This window comes from Streptomyces sp. NPDC107500 (assembly GCF_055582785.1).
The window spans coordinates 325,450-346,805 of record NZ_JBVJPF010000003.1 but is presented as its reverse complement, the minus strand read 5'-3'; the positions used below and the strand labels follow the sequence as shown (position 1 = coordinate 346,805).

General features: G+C 69.6%; 14 protein-coding genes. 10 read left to right on the top strand and 4 right to left on the bottom strand.

The window, feature by feature from the left end; genetic code table 11:
• Positions 1 to 89 precede the first annotated feature (89 nt).
• On the top strand, positions 90 to 2,684 hold the full coding sequence (locus tag ACZ67M_RS13160; RefSeq protein ID WP_469850883.1) for a SpoIIE family protein phosphatase: 2,595 nt from the start codon (positions 90 to 92) through the stop codon (positions 2,682 to 2,684).
• Positions 2,685 to 2,780: 96 nt separating this feature from the next.
• Positions 2,781 to 3,872, top strand: coding sequence for a glycoside hydrolase family 18 protein (locus ACZ67M_RS13155; RefSeq protein WP_469850882.1), 1,092 nt, complete (start codon positions 2,781 to 2,783; stop codon positions 3,870 to 3,872).
• Position 3,873: 1 nt separating this feature from the next.
• On the opposite strand, the gene ACZ67M_RS13150 is transcribed toward ACZ67M_RS13155, so the two are convergent.
• The 4 genes from ACZ67M_RS13150 to ACZ67M_RS13135 are packed head-to-tail and all read right to left on the bottom strand — an operon-like array spanning position 3,874 to position 7,798.
• Positions 3,874 to 4,641, bottom strand: coding sequence for a succinate dehydrogenase/fumarate reductase iron-sulfur subunit (locus tag ACZ67M_RS13150; protein WP_125492365.1), 768 nt, complete (start codon positions 4,639 to 4,641; stop codon positions 3,874 to 3,876).
• Positions 4,638 to 6,587 carry a fumarate reductase/succinate dehydrogenase flavoprotein subunit gene (locus ACZ67M_RS13145; protein ID WP_469850881.1) on the bottom strand — a complete coding sequence of 650 codons (1,950 nt, stop codon included), beginning with the start codon at positions 6,585 to 6,587 and terminating at the stop codon, positions 4,638 to 4,640. The genes ACZ67M_RS13150 and ACZ67M_RS13145 overlap by 4 nt, the downstream gene beginning before the upstream one ends.
• 56 nt (positions 6,588 to 6,643) lie before the next feature.
• A complete protein-coding gene (locus tag ACZ67M_RS13140; protein ID WP_392099444.1) occupies positions 6,644 to 7,480 on the bottom strand; it encodes a hypothetical protein in 837 nt (278 codons plus the stop codon).
• 27 nt (positions 7,481 to 7,507) lie between these two features.
• Positions 7,508 to 7,798 carry a hypothetical protein gene (locus tag ACZ67M_RS13135; protein WP_307014955.1) on the bottom strand — a complete coding sequence of 97 codons (291 nt, stop codon included), beginning with the start codon at positions 7,796 to 7,798 and terminating at the stop codon, positions 7,508 to 7,510.
• A gap of 306 nt (positions 7,799 to 8,104) precedes the next feature.
• Between ACZ67M_RS13135 and ACZ67M_RS13130 the strand changes: the two genes are divergently transcribed.
• From ACZ67M_RS13130 to ACZ67M_RS13095, 8 genes are all read left to right on the top strand, one after another.
• Positions 8,105 to 10,324, top strand: coding sequence for an ABC transporter family substrate-binding protein (locus ACZ67M_RS13130; protein ID WP_469850879.1), 2,220 nt, complete (start codon positions 8,105 to 8,107; stop codon positions 10,322 to 10,324).
• 143 nt (positions 10,325 to 10,467) lie between these two features.
• Positions 10,468 to 12,375, top strand: coding sequence for a translational GTPase TypA (gene typA, locus ACZ67M_RS13125; protein ID WP_359882438.1), 1,908 nt, complete (start codon positions 10,468 to 10,470; stop codon positions 12,373 to 12,375).
• Between the two features lie 862 nt (positions 12,376 to 13,237).
• Positions 13,238 to 14,269: an ABC transporter permease gene (locus ACZ67M_RS13120; protein ID WP_122616055.1), complete on the top strand. Its 1,032-nt coding sequence runs from the start codon at positions 13,238 to 13,240 to the stop codon at positions 14,267 to 14,269.
• A gap of 111 nt (positions 14,270 to 14,380) precedes the next feature.
• The gene (locus tag ACZ67M_RS13115; RefSeq protein WP_361352106.1) at positions 14,381 to 16,180 is read left to right on the top strand and encodes an ABC transporter substrate-binding protein; all 1,800 of its coding nucleotides are present in this window, start codon (positions 14,381 to 14,383) and stop codon (positions 16,178 to 16,180) included.
• 111 nt (positions 16,181 to 16,291) lie between these two features.
• Positions 16,292 to 17,269 carry an ABC transporter permease gene (locus tag ACZ67M_RS13110; RefSeq protein WP_392010433.1) on the top strand — a complete coding sequence of 326 codons (978 nt, stop codon included), beginning with the start codon at positions 16,292 to 16,294 and terminating at the stop codon, positions 17,267 to 17,269.
• Positions 17,270 to 17,279: 10 nt separating this feature from the next.
• The gene (locus tag ACZ67M_RS13105) at positions 17,280 to 18,341 is read left to right on the top strand and encodes an ABC transporter ATP-binding protein (RefSeq protein WP_361352100.1); all 1,062 of its coding nucleotides are present in this window, start codon (positions 17,280 to 17,282) and stop codon (positions 18,339 to 18,341) included.
• Between the two features lie 27 nt (positions 18,342 to 18,368).
• Positions 18,369 to 19,514, top strand: a complete 1,146-nt coding sequence (locus ACZ67M_RS13100; protein WP_385800892.1) for an ABC transporter ATP-binding protein — start codon at positions 18,369 to 18,371, stop codon at positions 19,512 to 19,514.
• A gap of 210 nt (positions 19,515 to 19,724) precedes the next feature.
• On the top strand, positions 19,725 to 21,356 hold the full coding sequence (locus tag ACZ67M_RS13095; protein ID WP_392010439.1) for a peptide ABC transporter substrate-binding protein: 1,632 nt from the start codon (positions 19,725 to 19,727) through the stop codon (positions 21,354 to 21,356).

Genomic DNA, 21,356 nt, shown 5'->3' with positions numbered 1-21,356 from the left:
GTGTTGTGCGGCGCCGTAGTGCTGGATACTGCGGGCAGCCGCCTTTGGTGACCGGTGCCGGACGCGGTGAGCTGGAGGGGACGGTTCGCGTGAGCGAGATACCAGCGAGGCCCACGAAGTCGGAGGGCCCGTCGGAAGACGCGCCACTCGGTGACGCGGTGTGGCAGAGCAGCCCGCCCGGCTCCATCTACGACTACATCAAGGTCGCGTCCTTCTCCATCGGCCCCGACGGGCTCGTCGACCAGTGGAGCCTGCGCGCGGAGCAACTGCTCGGCATCCCCGCCGAACACGCCGTCGGTACCGACCCCATCGACGCCTTCATCGACCCCGACCTGCGCGAGCGCGGCCAGCGCAAGATGGCCGAGATCCTCGACGGCCGGGAGTGGACCGGCGTGGTCCCCTTCCGCGCGCCGGACACCGACATCGGCTCCGGGACCCGGACGGGGACCGGTCGCGGAACACGCGGCCTCGCCGAGGTGTACGTCATGCCGACGCGGACGGAGGACGGCGAGAAGGCCGCCGTCTGCATCGTCGTCGACGTGCGCGTCCTGCGCAGCATCGAGACCGACCTCGCCGCCTCGCAGGCCATATTCGGCCAGTCTCCGTTCGGCTTCCTGCTGATCGACCCCGACCTCCGGGTGCGCCGCGCCAACCAGCGGTTCGCCTCCACCTTCGGCGGCACGCCCGACGACCACCGCGGCAAGGGCGTCCACGACTATCTGTCGCGCGCCGAGGCCGACCGGGTCTCCGCGACCCTGCGCCGGGTGCTGGAGAGCGGCGACTCCATCACGGACATGCACGTCACGGGATTCGTGCCGGGTTCGGAGGAACGCCGCCACTGGTCGGTCAACCTCTACCGCGTCCACAGCGGTTCGGGCCGCCCCATCGGCGTCGCCTGGCTGGGAACCGACATCACCGCCCGCCGCGCCGCCGCCCGCGAGGCCGCCGCCGCCCGCCGCAACCTCGCCCTGCTCAACGAGGCCGGCGCCCGCATCGGCAACTCCCTCGACCTGGAGACCACCGCCCGCGAACTCCTCGACGTCGTCGTCCCCGGCTTCTGCGACCTCGCCACCGTCGACCTCTACCAGGGCCTCCTGGTAGGCGACGAGACCCCGGCCGGCCTCGCCGACGGCTCCGCGGAGCTGCGCCGCGTGGCCTACTCCAGCGCCGTCTCCGACGCGCCCCTGCACGGCGCCGGCGAGCGCGTCCAGCTCGGCGCCGTCCACCACTACCCCTTCAACTCGCCCTGCGCGGACGCCCTGCGCACGGGCCGCCCGCGCACCGTCCCCGCCGAGGACGGCAGCCTCGTACAGTCCACGCTCGCGGTGCCGATGGTCGCCCACGACACGGTCGTCGGACTCGCCCAGTTCGCCCGCACCAAGGGCAGCGAACCCTTCGGCGACCGGGACCGCGACCTCGCCGTGGAGCTGGCCGCGCGCGCCGCCGTCTGCATCGACAACGCCCGCCTCTACCGGCGCGAGCACGAACGCGCGCTGATACTGCAACGCTCACTCCTCCCGCCCGGCGACCCGGAGGCCTCCGGGCTCGACATCGCCTGCCGCTACCTGCCTGGCGAGGCGGCCACCGGCCGGGCCAGCGAGGTCGGCGGCGACTGGTTCGACGTCATCGAACTCCCCGGCCACCGCACCGCGCTGGTCGTCGGCGACGTCATGGGCCGCGGTCTGCGCGCCGCGGTCGCGATGGGCGAACTCCGCACCGCCGTACGCACCCTGGCCCAGCTCGACCTCGAACCGGCCGAGGTGCTCTCCCAACTGGACGAGATCGCGCGCGGCCTCGGCGCACCCGGAGGCGTCCAGCAGGCCACCCGGGCCGCCCGCCGCCCCCGCGAGGCCGACCTCTCCGAGGTCTACCTGGCGACCTGCGTGTACGCCGTCTACGACTCCGTGACCCGGCGCTGCACCTTCGCCAACGCCGGCCACCTGCCGCCCGTCCTGGTCGAGCCCGGCGAGCCCGCGCTGATGCTGGACGTGCCGCCCGGCCTGCCGCTCGGCGTCGGCGGGGAGCCCTTCGAGGAGGTGGAGGTCGAACTGCCCGAGGGCGCCCTCCTCGCCCTCTACACCGACGGCCTGGTCGAGAGCCGCGACCACCCCCTCGACGAGGGACTCCAGGCCTTCGTGGGGGCCCTCACCGACCCCACCCAGCCGTTGGAGGACGTGTGCGACCAGGTCCTCAACACCCTCGACAGCCACCACGGCGAGGACGACATCGCCCTGCTGATGGCCCGCGTCCAGGGCCTGCCCACGGAGTCCGTCGGCGACTGGACCCTGCCGCGCGAGCCGCGCAGCGTCGGCCGGGCCCGCGAGCTGGCCCGCGCCAAGCTGCTCGAATGGGACATGGAACCGCTGGTCGACACGACGGAGCTGCTGGTCAGCGAACTCGTCACCAACGCGCTCCGGTACGGCGAGGGCGAGATCAGGCTCCGCCTGCTGCTCGACCGCACCCTGGTCTGCGAGGTCTGGGACTCCGGCCTGGTCCAGCCCCGCAGGCGCCGCGCCCGCGACACCGACGAGGGCGGCCGGGGCCTGCAACTGGTCGGGCTGCTCAGCGCGGCCTGGGGCTCCCGCCGTACGCCACGCGGCAAGACGGTGTGGTTCGAACTGCCCCTGCCGGGCGGCGACACCCAGCTCACGGACCCGGCGGAGGCCCTGCTCAGCCTGTTCTGACCCACCACGCCCCCTGGCCGCAACCGGAACACCGGTTCGACTCGTCCCCGCAGGCAACACGCGGGGCGCGTCGGCGCTCCGCAGGGAGGGGACCCGGTGGGACACACGGAAGCGAAGGCCGACGGCGAGAGCGAGAGCACGAGCGAGGGTCAGAGCCAGAGTGAGAGCAAGGGCAGGAGACGGAGACGGCTCCGCCGCATCACCCTCGCCGTCCTCCTCGTCCTGCTCCTCCCCCTCCTCACCGCCGAGACCGCCCTCCGCGTCAACTACATGGGCGACCCCGCCGACGGCACGTACACCAGGAACCGCGACGCGATCTGGCTCGGTCACGCCTGGGTCGACGGCCGCAAGGACGACGCCGACCTCGCCGCCTTCGCCCGCCGCGTCAAGGCCACCGGCATCCGCGACCTGTACGTCCACACCGGCCCGATGGAGCACGACGGCACCCTGCCGAAGTCGCTGTACCCCCAGGCCCGCTGGCTGATCGACGGCGTGCACCGCGAACTCCCCGGCGTGCGCGTCCAGGCGTTCCTCGGCGACGTCCTCGCCACCGAGGGCCCCGACGGCATGCGACTGGAGAAGGCCGCCACCCGCGCCGCCGTCGTCGACTCGGCCCGCCAGGTCCTCGACGCGGGCTACGAGGGCGTCCATCTCGACCTGGAGCCGCTGCACTCCGAAGACCGGGACTACCTCTCCCTCCTGGACGACGTCCGCGCCGTCACCCGGGACCGGGACGCGCAGCTCTCCGTCGCCGCCCACCAGATCGACCCGCTCCCCGCCCTGCACTCCGTCTTCGGCCTCTTCACCAAGCACCCCAAGTGGTGGTCGCAGGAGTTCTTCGGCCAGGTCGCCCGGCGCGTCGACCAGATCGCCGTGATGTCGTACGACACCGCGCAGCCCCTGGAGGGCACCTACGGCGGCTACGTGGCCCAGCAGACCTCCCTCGCCCTGGAGGTCACGCCGCCCACCACCCACCTGCTGATGGGCCTGCCCTTCTACCACGAGAGCAACTTCGACCACTGGGGTCACGCCGAGACCGTCGCCGCCGCCGTCCGCGGTGTCCGCCTCGGGCTGTCGCGGACGGACGCCGACCGGGAGCTGTTCGGAGTCGCCCCGTACATCGACTTCGCGGCGACCGAGAAGAACTGGGACGAGTACCGCGAGGGCTGGGTCCGTCAGGAGCCGTGATCTAGGAGCGGCGCCGGATCTTCGAACCCAGCCAGACCAGCGGGTCGTACTTGCGGTCCACGGCCCGTTCCTTGAGGGGGATCAGCGCGTTATCCGTGATCTTGATGCCCTCGGGGCAGACCTCCGTGCAGCACTTGGTGATGTTGCAGTAGCCGAGGCCGTGCTCGTCCTGGGCCGTGCGCCCGCGGTCCAGGCCGGTGTCGTCGGCCGCGTCCAGCGGGTGCATGTCCAGTTCGGCGACGCGCATGAGGAAGCGCGGACCCGCGAAGGCCGGCTTGTTCTCCTCGTGGTCACGCACGACATGGCAGGTGTCCTGGCACAGGAAGCACTCGATGCACTTGCGGAACTCCTGCGAGCGGTCCACGTCCTCCTGCGCCATCCGGTACTCGCCCGGCCCGAGGTCGGCGGGCGGGACGAAGGACGGGATCTCGCGGGCCTTGGTGTAGTTGAAGCCGACGTCCGTCACCAGGTCGCGGACGACGGGGAAGGCCCGCAGGGGCGTGACGGTGATGGTCTCCTCGCGGGTGAAGACGGACATCCGGGTCATGCACAGCAGCCGTGGCCGCCCGTTGACCTCCGCGGAGCACGAACCGCACTTGCCCGCCTTGCAGTTCCAGCGCACGGCGAGGTCGGGGGCCTGGGTGGCCTGGAGGCGGTGGATGATGTCGAGGACCACCTCGCCGTCGTTCACCTCGACCTCGAAGTCCTCCAGTCCGCCGCCCCCGACGTCACCGCGCCACACCTTGAAGCGGGCCTGGTAGCCGCTCATTCGGACCGTCCCTCCAGTTCCTCGTCGGCGAGGTACTTCACCAGCTCCTCCTTCTCGAAGAGGGCGAGCAGGTCGGGCCGGATCGGCTCGGTGGTCTGCCGTTCCAGGGTGATCTGGCCGCGCTCCGGGTCCGTCGCGCCCAGGCCGCCGCCCGCCGGGTCGGCGAGCGAGCACAGCAGGTTGGCCGGGCGCCACCGGCGGTCCATCGACGGATGGTCCTCGCGGGTGTGCCCGCCGCGGGACTCGGTGCGTTCCAGCGCGGCCCGGGCCACGCACTCGCTGACCAGCAGCATGTTCCTGAGGTCCAGGGCGAGGTGCCAGCCGGGGTTGAACTGGCGGTGCCCCTCGACGCCGGCCCGGCGGGCCCGTACCCGCAGCTCGGCCAGTTTCTCCAGGGCCTGCTTCATCTCCGGCTCCCGCCGGATGATGCCCACCAGGTCGTTCATCGTCTGCTGGAGTTCCTGGTGGAGGGTGTACGGGTTCTCCGGCGGGCCGTCGTCGGGAGTCCGGGTCTCGGCCGAGAACGGCCTGAGCGCCTCCGCGGCGGCCGCGTCGACCTGGGGGTCGTCCACCCGCGGACGCGTGCCGGACGCGCTGCCCGCCGCGTACTCGGCGGCGTGCCGGCCCGCCCGGCGCCCGAAGACCAGCAGGTCGGAGAGGGAGTTGCCGCCAAGCCGGTTGGAGCCGTGCATGCCGCCGGCCACCTCCCCGGCCGCGTACAGCCCCGGCACCCCGCGCGCGGCGGCCGTGTCGGAGTCGACGGCGACGCCGCCCATCACGTAGTGGCAGGTGGGCCCGACCTCCATCGCCTCGGCCGTGATGTCGACGTCGGCCAGCTCCTTGAACTGGTGGTACATGGAGGGCAGCCGGCGCCTGATCACCTCGGCGGGCATCCGGGTCGACACGTCCAGGAAGACCCCGCCGTGCGGGGAGCCCCGGCCCTCCTTGACCTCGGCGTTGATCGCGCGGGCGACCTCGTCGCGGGGGAGCAGCTCGGGCGGACGCCGGTTGTGGTCGGGGTCGTCGTACCAGCGGTCGCCCTCCTCCTCGGACTCGGCGTACTTCTCCTTGAAGACGTCCGGGATGTAGTCGAACATGAACCGCTCGCCGTCCGAGTTCCTGAGCACCCCGCCGTCGCCCCGCACCGACTCGGTGACGAGGATGCCCTTCACCGAGGGTGGCCAGACCATGCCCGTCGGGTGGAACTGCACGAACTCCATGTTCAGCAGGGGCGCTCCGGCGAGCAGCGCCAGGGAGTGGCCGTCCCCGGTGTACTCCCACGAGTTCGACGTCACCTTGAAGGACTTGCCGATCCCGCCGGTGGCGATCACCACCGAGGGCGCCTCCAGCACGAAGAAGCGGCCGGTCTCCCGCTCGTAGCCGAAGACGCCGGACACCTGGCGGCCGTCCTTGAGCACGCGGGTGACCGTGCATTCCTGGAAGACCCGGAGCCGGGACTCGTGGTCGCCGGTCTCCCGGAAGTCCTCCTGCTGGAGGGAGACGATCTTCTGCTGGAGGGTGCGGATCAGCTCCAGGCCGGTGCGGTCGCCGACGTGGGCGAGGCGCGGGTACTCGTGGCCGCCGAAGTTCCGCTGGGAGATCCGGCCGTCCTCGGTCCGGTCGAACAGCGCGCCCCAGGTCTCCAGCTCCCACACCCGCTGCGGCGCCTCCTGGGCGTGCAGCTCGGCCATCCGCCACTGGTTGAGGAACTTGCCGCCGCGCATGGTGTCGCGGAAGTGGACCTGCCAGCTGTCCCCGGAGTTGACGTTGCCCATGGCGGCCGCGATGCCGCCCTCGGCCATCACGGTGTGCGCCTTGCCGAACAGCGACTTGCAGATCACGGCCGTACGGGCGCCCCGCTCGCGGGCCTCGACGGCGGCGCGCAGCCCGGCGCCGCCCGCGCCCACCACGACGACGTCCCATTGCTGCCGGTCGACCACGGACATCAGAAGGCCTCACTCATCTGAACTCATCTGAACTCGTCGGCTGTCGTCGGAACTCATCAGAAGAAGCGCGGATCGTCGAAGGCACCGGACGCGACGAGATACACGTAGAGGTCGGCGACCCCCACGCTCACCAGCGACGCCCACGCGAGCTGCATGTGCCGGGCGTTGAGCTTCCCGACCCACTGCCACATCCGGTAGCGCACGGGATGCCGGGAGAAGTGCTTGAGCTTGCCGCCGACGATGTGCCGGCAGGAGTGGCAGGAGAGGGTGTACGCCCAGATCAGCACGATGTTGGCGAGGAAGACCAGGGTGCCCAGGCCCATGTGGCCCCACGCGTAGTCCTCGTCGCGGAAGGCGAGCACGGTGTCGTAGGTGAGGATCAGGGCGACCAGCAGCGCCGCGTAGAAGAAGTACCGGTGGACGTTCTGGAGGATGAGCGGGAAGCGGGTCTCGCCGGTGTACTGCTTGTGCGGCTCGGCCACGGCGCAGGCGGGCGGCGAGGCCCAGAAGCCCCGGTAGTAGGCCTTGCGGTAGTAGTAGCAGGTCAGGCGGAAGCCGAGCGGGAAGACCAGGATGATGATCGCGGGGGAGATGCCCCACCACCCGCCGAACAGCTCCCAGTTGGGCCCGCCGCGCATCGGCTCGCAGTTCTCCGCCAGGCACGGGGAGTAGAAGGGCGAGACGTAGGGGGCCGCGTAGTAGTCCGCGTTGGCGAAGGCCCGCCAGGTCGAGTAGACGACGAAGGCCAGCAGGCCCGCGGCGGTGGCGGCCGGGGCCAGCCACCAGCGGTCGGTGCGCAGGTGCGGGGCGCGGATGTCGGCGCGCGTCGGCGTGTGGACGCCGCCGCTCCGGGGACGGGGGTCGGTGTCTGGAGGTTCGGTACCAGTGGCCACTGGGCGACTCCGGTCGTCGGGGCGGGTTCAGGGGGCGTGGCGGTCGCGGGCGCCCAGTCCCTCGTCGTCCGTGTCCGTCCACAGCGAGAGGTCGTACGGGTCGTCGGAGATGGTGACGAGGTCGGGCCGCTTCGGCGCGCCCGGCGATGCGGCGGCCTCCCGCAGCAGCGCGACGCTCTCGCGCAGGTGCTCGGCGTCGGTGCGGACCCGGCGCATCTCCAGGCCCCCGCTGCCGACCTGCTGTTCCAGGCGGCCCACCGAGCGGGACAGGTCGTCGAGGGTGTGCTGGATCCTTGTCAGTTCCTCGTGCACGGACATGACGTGACCTCACTTCCTTCGGCCCGGGCCAGAGGCCGGCCGTGGACGGCGACGTTCATGCGCCTGCGAGTGTTGCGCGTCACACCCGCCGGTGGGAAGGGATGTGCACCGATTGACCGAGGCGCGTGGACGCACTCCTGGGTCCGTTGCTCCACCCGGGTGACCTTACCCGCCGTCGCCGCCGTGTCGCCCTCTGTTGCCGAATCCTTTCCCCTTCAGTGGCCACAGACCGGCTGAATACAAATGATCAACTCCAAATACCGCTGGAGCGATCACCACGCCCGCGGCCTTCCGGAGGTAGCAGAGATGTCCCACGTCGGCGTCGGACCGCGCGCAGTGATGCGCTCGGTCGCCTTCCTCACCGCGGGCGCGCTCGCGGTCCCCGCGCTGGCCGCCTGCACCTCCGGGGAACCGAAGGGCAAGCCGCTCGCCGGGCAGGACACCGCTGCGGCGGCCCGCGCCCGGATCGCCGACGGCGCCACCCTGCGCTGGGCCGCGGACTCCGTGCCGGAGACCCTGAACGCCTTCCAGGCCGACGCCGACGCGACCACGACCCGCGTCGCGCAGGCCGTGCTGCCCTCGATGTACCGGATGGACGAGACCGGCCGCCCGGTCCGCAACCCCGACTATCTGGAGTCGGCCGAGGTCGTCGACACCGAGCCCAAACAGGTCGTCGTGTACAAGCTGAACCAGCAGGCGGTCTGGAGCGACGGCCGGGAGATCGGCGCCGCCGACTTCGCCGCCCAGTGGCGCGCCCTGTCCGGCAGGGACAGCGCGTACTGGACCGCCCGCAACGCCGGCTACGACCGCATCGAGAAGATCGAGCGCGGCGGCGACGACCTGGAGGTCAAGGTCACCTTCAGCCGCCCCTACGCCGACTGGAAGTCCCTGTTCACGCCGCTGTACCCGAAGGACGTCATGGGCACCCCCGACGCCTTCAACGACGGCGCGCGCCGCGAGCTGAAGACCACCGCCGGACCCTTCGCGGTCAAGAAGGTCGACACCAAGGAGGACGAGGTCGTCCTCACCGGCAACCCGCGCTGGTGGGGCGAGCCGGCCAAGCTGGAGCAGATCGTCCTGCGCGCCGTCCCCCGCGACAAGCGGGTCTCCCAGCTCGCGGCGGGCAAGCTCGACCTCGCGGAGATCGACCCGGAAACGGCCGAGGAGGTCGCCGTGGCCGCCGGCCCCCGCGACGCCGGCACCGGGACCCCGCTGATGGGCCCGCAGGGCAGCCCCTCCGCGAGCCGGCAGGGCAGGTCCGCCGCGCAGGCGCTGCGCTCCTGGGCGATCGCCAAGGGCTCCGACGAGGACGACGCCGAGGAGGAGACCCTCGCCCGCGAGGAGCGGGAGGAGGCGCTGGCCAAGCGGGAACGCAGGCAGCGGGCGCTGAGCGGCTTCGAGGTGCGCAAGTCCCTGGAGCCCGCCTACACCCAGCTCGCCCTCAACGGTGCCGACGGTCCCCTCGCCGACGAGCGGGTCCGCCGCGCCGTGGCCCGCGCCCTGGACCGGGGGAAGCTGGCCAAGGCGGTCCTGAAGCCGCTGGGACTGCCGGCCGAGCCGGTCGGCAGCCACGTCGCGCTGGCCGGGCAGCCCGCCTACGCCGACGGCAGCGGCGCGCTCGGCGAGCAGAACGCCAAGGAGGCCAGGGCCCTGCTCGCGGACGCGGGATGGGTGCCCGGCGGCCCGGTGAAGAAGCGCAAGGAGGGCGAGAAGGCGGCCGGCGCCGAGGGCGACAAGGACGGCGAGGGCAAGAAGACCGAGGACGCCGACGACGACGGGACGTACATCGTCGGCGAGGACGAGAAGAACGAGGGCGGCGCCAAGAACGAGGACGCCGGCACCGACCAGGAGAGCGGCGAGAAGCACAGCAGCGGCAAGAACACCGCGCAGGGCGGGGCCCCCGGCGCCTACGCCCCCAAGGGCACCGCCGCCCCGGCCGCCGCCGAGGCCCCCGTCGCCAAGGACGGCAAGGCGCTCACCCTGCGCTTCGTGCTCCCCTCCGGCCCCGGCTCCGACGCGCTGCGCACCGTCGCCGACCGCGTCTCGGACATGCTGGAGAAGATCGGCGTCGGCACCGACATCACCAAGGTGCCGGACGAGAGCTACTTCAAGGACCACATCGCCTCCGGCGAGTACGACCTGGCGCTCTACTCCTGGCCCGCCTCCGCCTACCCCGCCACCGACGCCCGCCCCATCTACGCCAAGCCCGTCCCGGCCGCCGACGGCTCCCTGAACGTCGCGCAGAACTACACCCGGGTCGGCACCGACCAGGTCGACCAGCTCTTCGACCGGGCCATGGGCACGCTGGACGAGGGGGAGGCGCGGGACCTGCTGCGCAAGGCCGACTCGCGGATCTGGGCGGCGGCCGGCTCCATCCCGCTCTACCAGCGCCCCCAGCTGGTCGCGGCCCGCAAGAACCTCGCCAACGCGGGCGCCTTCGGCTTCGAGACGCCGGTCTACCAGGACATGGGCTTCCTGAAGAAGGGCGCGAGCGGCTCCCGGCCCTCGGCCACGCCCTCGTCCTGAGGCGGCCCCCACCCCCTCCGGCAAGCCCCAGCCCCCGGAGCCCCGTACCATTGGGTGAGGCCGTGGCATGTACCGCCCGGCAGGCCCGCGTGACACGGACGTACGCGAGGGCCGTCCTCACACCCTCCGGGAGTACGCCTCATATGGCCACGCGCCACGACATCCGCAACGTCGCCATCGTCGCCCACGTCGACCACGGCAAGACCACCATCGTCGACGGCATGCTGAAGCAGGCCGGTGCCTTCGCCGCCCACCAGCTCGAGGGCGTCGACGACCGCATGATGGACTCGAACGACCTGGAGCGTGAGAAGGGCATCACGATCCTCGCCAAGAACACCGCGGTGAAGTACCACCCGAAGGACGGCGGGGACCCGATCACGATCAACATCATCGACACCCCCGGCCACGCCGACTTCGGCGGCGAGGTCGAGCGCGGTCTGTCGATGGTCGACGGCGTCGTCCTCCTCGTGGACGCCTCCGAGGGCCCGCTCCCGCAGACCCGCTTCGTGCTGCGCAAGGCGCTCAGCCAGCGGCTGCCGATCATCCTCTGCATCAACAAGACGGACCGCCCGGACGCCCGGATCGACGAGGTCGTCAACGAGACCTACGACCTCTTCCTGGACCTGGACGCGGACGAGGAGCAGATCGAGTTCCCGATCGTCTACGCGTGCGGCCGGGACGGCGTCGCCTCCCTGACCAAGCCCGAGGACGGCACGGTCCCGTCGGACTCCACCAGCCTGGAGCCCTTCTTCTCGACGATCCTGGACTACATCCCGGCCCCGGTCTACGACGAGGCCGCCCCGCTCCAGGCGCACGTCACCAACCTGGACGCGGACAACTTCCTCGGCCGCATCGCCCTGCTGCGCGTGCACCAGGGCGAGCTGAAGAAGGGGCAGACCGTCGCCTGGATGAAGCGCGACGGCTCCGTGTCCAACGTGCGGATCTCCGAGCTGATGATGACGGAGGCCCTCACCCGCAAGCCCGCCGAGAAGGCCGGCCCGGGCGACATCTGCGCGGTCGCCGGTATCCCCGACATCATGATCGGCGAGACCCTGGCCGACCAGGAGAACCCGGTCCCGCTGCCGCTGATCACGGTGGACGAGCCCGCGATCTCCATGGTCATCGGCACCAACACCTCCCCGCTGGTCGGCCGCGGCGCCACCGGCAAGGGCGCGGACAACAAGGCGGCCGTCAAGGACCGCAAGGTCACCGCCCGCCAGGTCAAGGACCGCCTGGACCGCGAGCTGATCGGCAACGTCTCGCTCCGCGTCCTGGACACCGAGCGCCCGGACGCCTGGGAGGTGCAGGGCCGCGGTGAGCTGGCGCTGGCCATCCTGGTCGAGCAGATGCGCCGCGAGGGCTTCGAGCTGACCATCGGCAAGCCGCAGGTCGTCACCAAGGAGGTCGACGGCAAGACGCACGAGCCCGTCGAGCGCATGACGATCGACGTGCCCGAGGAGCACATGGGCGCGGTCACGCAGCTCATGGGCGTGCGCAAGGGCCGTATGGACAACATGTCCAACCACGGTTCGGGCTGGGTCCGCATGGAGTTCGTGGTGCCCTCCCGCGGTCTGATCGGATTCCGGACGGAGTTCCTCACCCAGACCCGCGGCACGGGTATCGCCCACTCCATCCACGAGGGCCACGAGCCCTGGTTCGGCGCCCTGACGACCCGCAACAACGGCTCCCTGGTCGCCGACCGCTCCGGTGCCGTCACCGCGTTCGCGATGACCAACCTCCAGGAGCGCGGTGTGCTCTTCACCGACCCCGGCACCGAGGTGTACGAGGGCATGATCGTCGGCGAGAACTCCCGCGCCGACGACATGGACGTCAACATCACCAAGGAGAAGAAGCTCACCAACATGCGGTCGTCCTCGGCCGACTCGTTCGAGGCGATCGTCCCGCCGCGCAAGCTCTCCCTGGAGCAGTCCCTGGAGTTCTGCCGCGACGACGAGTGCGTCGAGGTGACCCCGGAGGCCGTCCGCATCCGCAAGGTGAACCTGGACGCCCGCGAGCGCGCCCGCGCCGCGAGCCGCGCCAAGCACGGCTGACCCTCCCGCAGCGAACGGCACCGGACACCACGGCTGACGTGGTGTCCGGTGCCGTTTCGCATGGCTGACGGGAACAGGTAGGGAAAACCCTCGATTTTGCCGCGGACCGGCGCCGGGCGGGCCCGCCGGCACTAACCTGCGCGGGAGCACCCGGGGCATCGCGCTCGAGGACGAGGTCCGAGTCCGACGCGAGACAGAGCTGGCTGTCAGCTTGCACCTCCCGAGGGTCACGCGCAATCAATTTCCGTCGCGCGGACGTCCGTTATACGGACAGTGACTCCCGCTAGATGTGTAACAAGTCCGTTTCGCAGCGATCTCGCACCAAACCCTTTGTCCGGATTTTGAAAGATCTGGCCCCTATCTGTGATCGAACCGAGACCTCGAACCTGTGGTTCGTTAGCCGGAGGATGGCAGATAGTTAGGCGCGTAGAGCTCGGATAAACGGGTCGTGCGCTGACGGGGCGCGGACTCGCGAGCGCGAGGCGCCACTCGGTCTCCGGCCACCCATGAATGGCCGGGATGTGTCGTGTGGTCCTCTTTGCGGTGAACCAGCGGATTCATGAGGAGGAACCCATGCGAGGTGCCACAAGCGCCATATGGGTCGCATCGTTCCCGATGGCAGGTGTAGGCCCCGCGGGTGCGTTCAGTGCCGCAACGGTTGACGCGGCGGCGGCGCGACGTCGCGAACTTCCTTGACGACGCGTTCCGTCGGTCGGTGACCCGACCGCGAGCCAGGGTTCTCCAGGGGCGCCGCCCCTCCGTCGTTGTTCCCCTCGCGCGCTGCGACACACGTACGCCGTGCGAAGGCCGTCGGACCCCCCGTGCAGTCCCGACGACCTCCAACCTGTGAAACGGACGAATCATGACGAGTCCAATCGAGATCGAGGGTGCTCAGGCCTCTCCCGTCCTGGACAAGGAGAGCGCACCCGAGGGTGACGCCCCCAAGCCCAAGGAGCCGGAGGGCCGCAGCCCCGGGCAGTTGATGTGGGCGCGCTTCAAGCGCGACCGCACGGGTGTGGTCTCGGCCTTCGTCGTCCTGTTCTTCTTCGTGGTCGCGGCGGCGGCGCCGCTGATCTCGATGGTGTACGGCAAGGACCCGTACACGCTGTACGGGCAGGAGAACCCCGACCTGCTGGACATGTTCACCATGCCCGCCGCGCCGTTCGGCGGCATCGACGGCGAGTTCTGGTTCGGCATCGAACCGGGCCTGGGCCGCGACGTGTTCACCCAGCTGCTGTACGGGATCCGGACCTCGCTCGCCACCGCGCTGGCCGCGACCCTCATCATGACCATCCTCGGCGTGCTGATCGGTCTGGCCGGCGGCTACTTCGGCGGGAAGATGGACTACTGGCTCGGCCGGATCACCGACTTCTTCATGGCCCTGCCCAGCCAGCTGTTCTTCGTGGCGGCGATGCCCGTCATCACCACGGTGTTCGTCGCCCCGGACAAGGAGACGCCCACCTACGTGCGGGCCTGCGCGATCATCATCGTGCTGTCCTTCCTGGGCTGGATGAGCCTGTCCCGCATCGTCCGCGGTGCCACGATGACCCTGCGCGACCGGGAGTTCATCGAGGCGGCGCGCATCTCCGGGGCCTCGCCCTGGCGCATCCTTCGCAAGGAGCTGCTGCCCAACATCGTCACCCCGACGCTGGTGCAGGCGACGCTCACGCTGCCGAGCACCATCCTCAGCATCGCCTTCCTGTCCTTCGTGGGCGTCGGGTACGTGGAGCCCACGCCGGACTGGGGACGGATGTTCGCCATCGGCGCCAACATCGTCGAGCAGGACCCCTACTACATGCTCTTCCCCGGTATCGCCATGGTGATCTTCGTCGTGGCCTTCAACCTCCTCGGTGACTCGGTACGGGACGCGTTCGACCCCAAGACCAACCGCTGAGCCCAGGGGAAATCCCCCCACATCCTCGCCCGGCCGGTTCGGTGCCGCTCAGCACGGCCCCGGCCACGCACCAGCAGTGCTCACTACTCACAGGCAGGTGGATTCGTCCCTATGAGCATCTTCCGTAACCGCACCGCATCGGCCGCCATAGTCGCGGTCGCCGCCGGCGCCCTGACTCTCACCGCCTGCGGTGGTGGCAGCGACAGCTCCTCCAAGGACAACAGCAAGCAGAAGGAGGACGCCAAGTCGCAGTCGAAGCCGGTGCAGATCGGAGACGCCGCGGCGTCCACCGGTCCGGCTCCCGACGTCCAGGGCGCCAAGCCGGGCGGTACCGCGACCGTGTACCAGGAGGCGGACTTCTCCCACCTGGACCCGGGCCAGATCTACGTCTCGGACGGCAAGCTGCTCAGCCGCCTGATCTTCCGCGGCCTGACCCAGTACGACGAGGACGAGAACGGCAACCTGACCGTCGTGGGCGACCTCGCCACCGACGCGGGCAAGTCCTCCGAGGGCGGCAAGACCTGGACGTACACCCTCAAGGACAACCTGAAGGACGCGAACGGGAACCCGATCAACGCCGCGGACATCCGCAACACGGTCGAGCGCCTGTACTCGAACTACATCACCGACGGCCCGACCTACCTCCAGCAGTGGCTGTCCGGTGACGGCACCACCTACCGCGACGCCTACGCGGGCCCGGACAAGGGCAAGCACCTGCCCGACTCCGTCCTGGAGACGCCGGACGACAAGACGATCGTCTTCCACTTCAAGGAGGCGCGTCCCGACGTCCCGCAGATGCTGACCATGCCCGGTTACAGCGTCGTGCCCGAGGAGACGGACACCAAGGCGAAGTACGACAACGCCCCCGTCGCCGTCGGCCCGTACAAGATCGCCGACTTCAAGCCGGGCAAGTCGATGAAGCTGGTCAAGAACACCCAGTGGGACCCCAAGTCCGACTCGGTGCGCCACCAGTACGTCGACGGGTTCAACATCGAGATGAACCACGACGACGAGGACCAGACCAAGACCCTCCTCGCCGACCAGGGCGAGGCCAAGAACGCGATGATGTTCACGGGCCAGGTCGCCACCACCCAGCTCCAGAAGGTCGTCGGCGACAAGCAGGCGATGCAGAACCGCACCATCCAGGGCTACGCCCCGTACGTGTGGCAGCTGAACTTCAACCTGGACCGCATCAAGGACAAGAAGCTCCGTGACGCGATCACCCTGGCGCTGCCCTCCAGCGCGGTCTTCAAGGCCGACGGTGGCGCGTACGGCGGTGAGGTCGCCAACTCCCTGATGTCGCCGACCACCCCGGGCTACGACGGCAACTACGACCCGTTCAACCGCTCCAAGAAGCCGAACGGTGACATCGAGGCCGCCAAGAAGCTGATCAAGGAAGGCGGCTTCGAGGGCAAGAGCCTCGTCTACGCCTACGGCAACACGCCGGTCCGCCAGCAGCAGGCCGTCCTGATCGCCGACGCCCTGGAGAAGATCGGTCTGGACATCCAGAAGAAGGAGATCGACTCCGCCACCTGGTACGAGCAGGTCGGCAAGGTCAAGAACGGCTACGACCTCTACATGACCGGCTGGGGCCAGGACTGGCCGTCCGCCTCCACGGTCATCCCGCCGGTGTACGACGGCACGCAGATCCAGGACGGTGCGTCGAACTACTCGCACATCAACGACGACCACGTGAACTCCGAGATCAAGCGCATCCAGAAGATCACCGACCCGGCGGAGGCCACGAAGGGCTGGGCCGAGCTGAACGAGTACATCTCCAAGGAAGTCAACCCGGCCGCCCCGATCTACTACACCAAGGTCTTCCAGATCTTCGGTTCGAACATCGGCGGCATCCGCTACAGCTCGGACTCGAGCTACGTGGACGTGACGCGGGTCTTCCTCAAGAAGTAGTCCGTTCGGTCGGGTGACCGGTGGGGGCGCGCGGCGGAGCGCCCCCACCGGACCCGGATTCCCCCAGACCTCCCCATCCGACTGCCGCAGTCCTGAGAGCAGCTGTCTGCCATGCTTCAATTCCTCATTCGCCGGTCCTTCGGCGCGGTGCTGATCCTGGTACTGATCAGTGCCTTCACCTTCTTCATGTTCTTCGCGATCCCGCAGGACCCGGCCCTGCTGGCGTGTGGCAAGAACTGCACTCCGGACGCGCTGGAGATCATCCACAAGAACCTGGGCCTCGACCAGCCGGTCACCGTCCAGTACTGGAACTTCCTGATCGGCATCTTCGCCGGCCGCGACTTCGCGGTCGGACATTGCAGTGCCCCGTGCTTCGGTGTCTCCTTCGCCAACAACCAGGACGTCTGGGACACGATCATGGACCGCTTCCCGCTGACCGTCTCGCTGACGGCCGGCAGCCTGGTGGTCTTCCTCATCCTCGGTCTCGGCGCGGGCATGCTGGCCGCCCGGAAGCGCGGCACCTGGGTCGACAAGGTCTTCAGCTCCGGGTCGCTCGTCATCAGCTCCCTCCAGATCTACTTCCTCGGCCCGCTCGTGCTGCTCGCGTTCGTCTACAGCACCGGCTGGCTGGACAAGCCGAAGTACGTACCGATCTCGGAGGACGCCGCCGGCTGGTTCGCGGGCCTGCTCATCCCATGGCTCGTCATGGCGACGATCTTCACCGCCAACTACACCCGTATGAGCCGCTCGTCGATGATCGAGCAGTTGCAGGAAGAACACGTGAAGGCGGCCCGCGCCAAGGGCATGTCGGGCAACTACACCTTCTTCCGCTACGCCTGGCGCGGTTCCCTCGTGCCGATCGTCACCATCCTCGGCATCGACCTGTCCGCCCTCATGGGCGGCGGCATGGTGACCGAGCTGACCTTCGGCCTGGCCGGCATCGGCCGGCTCGCGCTCGACTCGGTCGTCAACAAGGACCTGCCGATGCTGATGGGCGTCATGCTCGTCAGCGCCGCGCTCATCATCGTCTTCAACCTGATCGTGGACGCCCTGTACGCCGTCATCGACCCGCGCGTGCGCCTGTCCTAGGAGAACCACCGTGACCACTCAGACCAAGCCCGAAGAGGCCCCGGCCGCCGCCGCGGGGGACGCGTTTCTCTCGGTGCGCGACCTCAAGGTCCACTTCTCCACCGAGGGCGGCGTCGTCAAGGCGGTGGACGGACTCTCCTTCGACCTGGAGCGCGGCAAGACCCTCGGCATCGTGGGCGAGTCCGGCTCCGGCAAGTCGGTGACCAACCTGGCCGTCCTCGGCCTGCACGACCGCCGCAAGACCGCCGTCGACGGCTCGATCACCCTGGACGGCCAGGAGCTGACCGACGCCAGTGAGAAGCAGCTGGAGAAGCTGCGCGGCAAGAAGATGGCGATGATCTTCCAGGACGCGCTCACCGCCCTGTCGCCGTACTACACGATCGGCCGGCAGATCGCCGAGCCGTTCATGAAGCACAACGGCGCCTCCAAGCGGGACGCCCGGGTGCGCGCCATCGACCTGCTCCAGAAGGTCGGCATCCCGAACCCGGAGAAGCGGGTCGACGACTACCCGCACCAGTTCTCCGGCGGTATGCGGCAGCGCGCCATGATCGCCATGGCGCTCGCCTGCAACCCGGACCTGCTGATCGCCGACGAGCCGACCACGGCCCTCGACGTGACGGTGCAGGCGCAGATCCTCGACCTGCTCAAGGACCTCCAGCAGGAGTTCGGCTCCGCGATCATCATGATCACCCACGACCTCGGCGTGGTCGGCAACATGGCCGACGACATCCTGGTCATGTACGCGGGCCGGGCCGTCGAGCGCGGTTCGGTGCGCGAGGTGCTCAAGACGCCGCAGCACCCCTACACCTGGGGTCTGCTGGGCTCGATGCCGAGTCTCTCCTCGGACATCGACGAGCCGCTGATGCCGATCCCGGGTTCGCCGCCCTCGCTGCTGAACCCGCCCTCGGGATGTGCCTTCCACCCCCGGTGCGGCTTCACCGACCTGGTCTCCGGCAGCCGGTGCTCGGGTGAGCGACCGTTGCTCCCCGACGGCCGTGCCGCCGCCTGTCACCTGACGGGAGACCAGCGGCAGCAGGTGTTCATCGAGAAGATTCAGCCCCGGCTGGGCTGAGCGGAAACCGGCGACTGGGGCATCACCATGAGCGACAACACCAAGACCACCACGGCGGTGGCCGACTCGTTCCCGCAGCAGCGGGACGGCGACACCGCGCCGCTTCTCCGGGTCAGCGGCCTGAAGAAACACTTCCCCATCAAGGGCGGCTTCCCGGTCAAACGCACCGTCGGCCACGTCAAGGCCGTCGACGGCGTCGACTTCGAGGTCTACCCGGGCGAGAGCCTCGGCCTGGTCGGCGAGTCCGGCTGCGGCAAGTCGACCACCGGCCGGCTGCTGACCCGTCTCCTCGAGCCCACGCAGGGCACGATCGAGTACAAGGGCCAGGACATCACCCGCGCCAACCGGCGGCAGCTGGCGCCGATCCGGTCCGAGATCCAGATGATCTTCCAGGACCCGTACGCGTCGCTGAACCCCCGGCAGACCGTGGGCACGATCATCTCCGGCCCGATGGAGATCAACGGGATCAACCCGCCCGGCGGCCGGGAGAAGCGCGTCCGCGAGCTCCTGGAGATCGTCGGTCTCAACCCGGAGCACTACAACCGCTTCCCGCACGAGTTCTCCGGCGGTCAGCGCCAGCGCATCGGCGTCGCGCGCGCCGTCGCCCTCCAGCCGAAGCTCATCGTCGCCGACGAGCCGGTCTCGGCCCTCGACGTGTCGATCCAGGCCCAGGTGGTCAACCTGCTGCAGGAAGTGCAGCGGGAGATGGGCATCGCGTTCGTGTTCATCGCCCACGACCTGGCGATCGTGCGGCACTTCTCGCAGCGCGTCGCGGTGATGTACCTCGGCAAGGTCGTGGAGGTCGCGGACCGCGACTCGCTCTACAACCGGCCCCGCCACCCGTACACGCACGCCCTGCTCTCGGCCGTGCCGGAGGTGGACATCGACGCGGACAAGCGCGAGCGCATCCGCCTCCAGGGCGACGTCCCCTCGCCGATCGCCCCGCCGTCCGGCTGCCGCTTCCGCACCCGGTGCTGGAAGGCGCAGGACAAGTGCGCCACCGAGGAGCCGCCGCTGGTGCAGCTCTCCGGCAACCGCGCGGGCCACCTGACGGCCTGCCACTTCCCGGAGGAGCCGACGACCGAGGCCAGGGACGTGGACATCGTCATGGACCCGGGTCTGAAGGCGCTGGAGGGCGACGCCGACGGCGGGACGACGCTCAGCAAGAGCTGAACCGGGTACCTCCGATACGAAGGGCGGGGACGGGAGCACACTTCCGTCCCCGCCCTTCGTCGCGCCCGCCCACCGCCGAAACCCGTCCGGCACCCGTCCGGCGGACGTCCGCAACCCGTACGGACCGTACGGGTGTGCGCCGTGCCACCAGCCCCCCGAAGCTGACCGGGAACGCACCAGCGGACGAGTCAGGGCACGAGGAGGCACTCCATGCGCGGAGCGACGCACGCCAAATGGGCCGCATGCGCGGCGGCGGTAGCCCTCGCGGCGACGGCCTGCGGCGGCGGGGGCGGGGACAGCGGTGGGGACAGCGGCGCCGTGCTCAGCTCCTCGTGGGGCGACCCCCAGAACCCGCTGGAGCCGGCCAACACCAACGAGGTGCAGGGCGGCAAGGTCCTCGACATGATCTTCCGGAACCTGAAGAAGTACGACCCGAAGACCGGCGAGGCGAAGGACATGCTCGCCGAGAAGATCGAGACCTCCGACTCGCAGACCTACGACATCACCGTCAAGGACGGCTGGACCTTCAGCAACGGCGAGAAGGTCACCGCCCAGTCCTTCGTCGACGCCTGGAACTACGGCGCGAGCCTGAAGAACAACCAGCGCAACGCCTACTTCTTCGCCTACATCGACGGCTACGACAAGGTGCACCCCGAGGACGGCGGCGACCAGAGCGCCGACACGCTCTCCGGGCTGAAGGTGACCGGGGAGCGCACCTTCACCGTCAAGCTCAACCAGAAGTTCTCCAGCTTCCCCGACACCCTCGGCTACAACGCCTTCGCGCCGCTGCCGAAGGCGTTCTTCGACGACCACGACGCCTGGCTCCAGAAGCCCGTCGGCAACGGCCCCTACCAGGTCGACAACTACACCCGCGGCAACCAGATGTCGCTGCGCACCTGGGACCAGTACCCCGGCGACGACAAGGCCCAGAACGGCGGCGTCGACCTGAAGGTGTACACCGACAACAACACGGCCTACACCGACCTGATCGCCGGTAACCTCGACCTCGTCGACGACGTCCCGGCCGCCCAGCTCAAGAACGTGAAGAACGACCTCGGCGACCGGTACATCAACACCCCGGCCGGCATCATCCAGACCCTCGCCTTCCCGTTCTACGACGACGACTGGAACAAGTCCGGGTCCGAGAAGGTCCGCAAGGGCCTGTCCATGGCGATCGACCGCAAGCAGATCACCGACACGATCTTCCAGCAGACCCGCACCCCGGCCACCGACTGGACCTCACCGGTCCTCGGCGAGGACGGCGGATACAAGGCCGGCCTCTGCGGCGACGGCTGCGACTACAACCCCGAAGAGGCGAAGAAGCTGGTCAAGGACGGCGGCGGCCTCCCCGGCGGCCAGGTCAAGATCACCTACAACGCCGACACCGGCTCCCACAAGCAGTGGGTCGACGCCGTCTGCAACTCCATCAACAACGCCCTGGACAACGACCGCGCCTGCGTCGGCAACCCGGTCGGCACCTTCGCCGACTTCCGCAGCCAGATCACCGACCGGAAGATGAGCGGCCCCTTCCGCGCCGGCTGGCAGATGGACTACCCGCTCATCCAGAACTTCCTCCAGCCGCTCTACTACACCAACGCCTCCTCCAACGACGGCAAGTGGTCCAACCAGGAGTTCGACGGCCTGGTCGACAAGGCCAACGGCCAGACGGACGAGGCCGAGGCCGTCAAGACCTTCCAGCAGGCCGAGGAGGTCGTCCGCGACAACATGGCCGCCATCCCGCTCTGGTACCAGAACGGCAGCGCCGGCTACTCGGACCGCCTCTCCGACGTGGAACTCAACCCGTTCAGCGTTCCCGTGTACAACGAGATCAAGGTGAGCTGA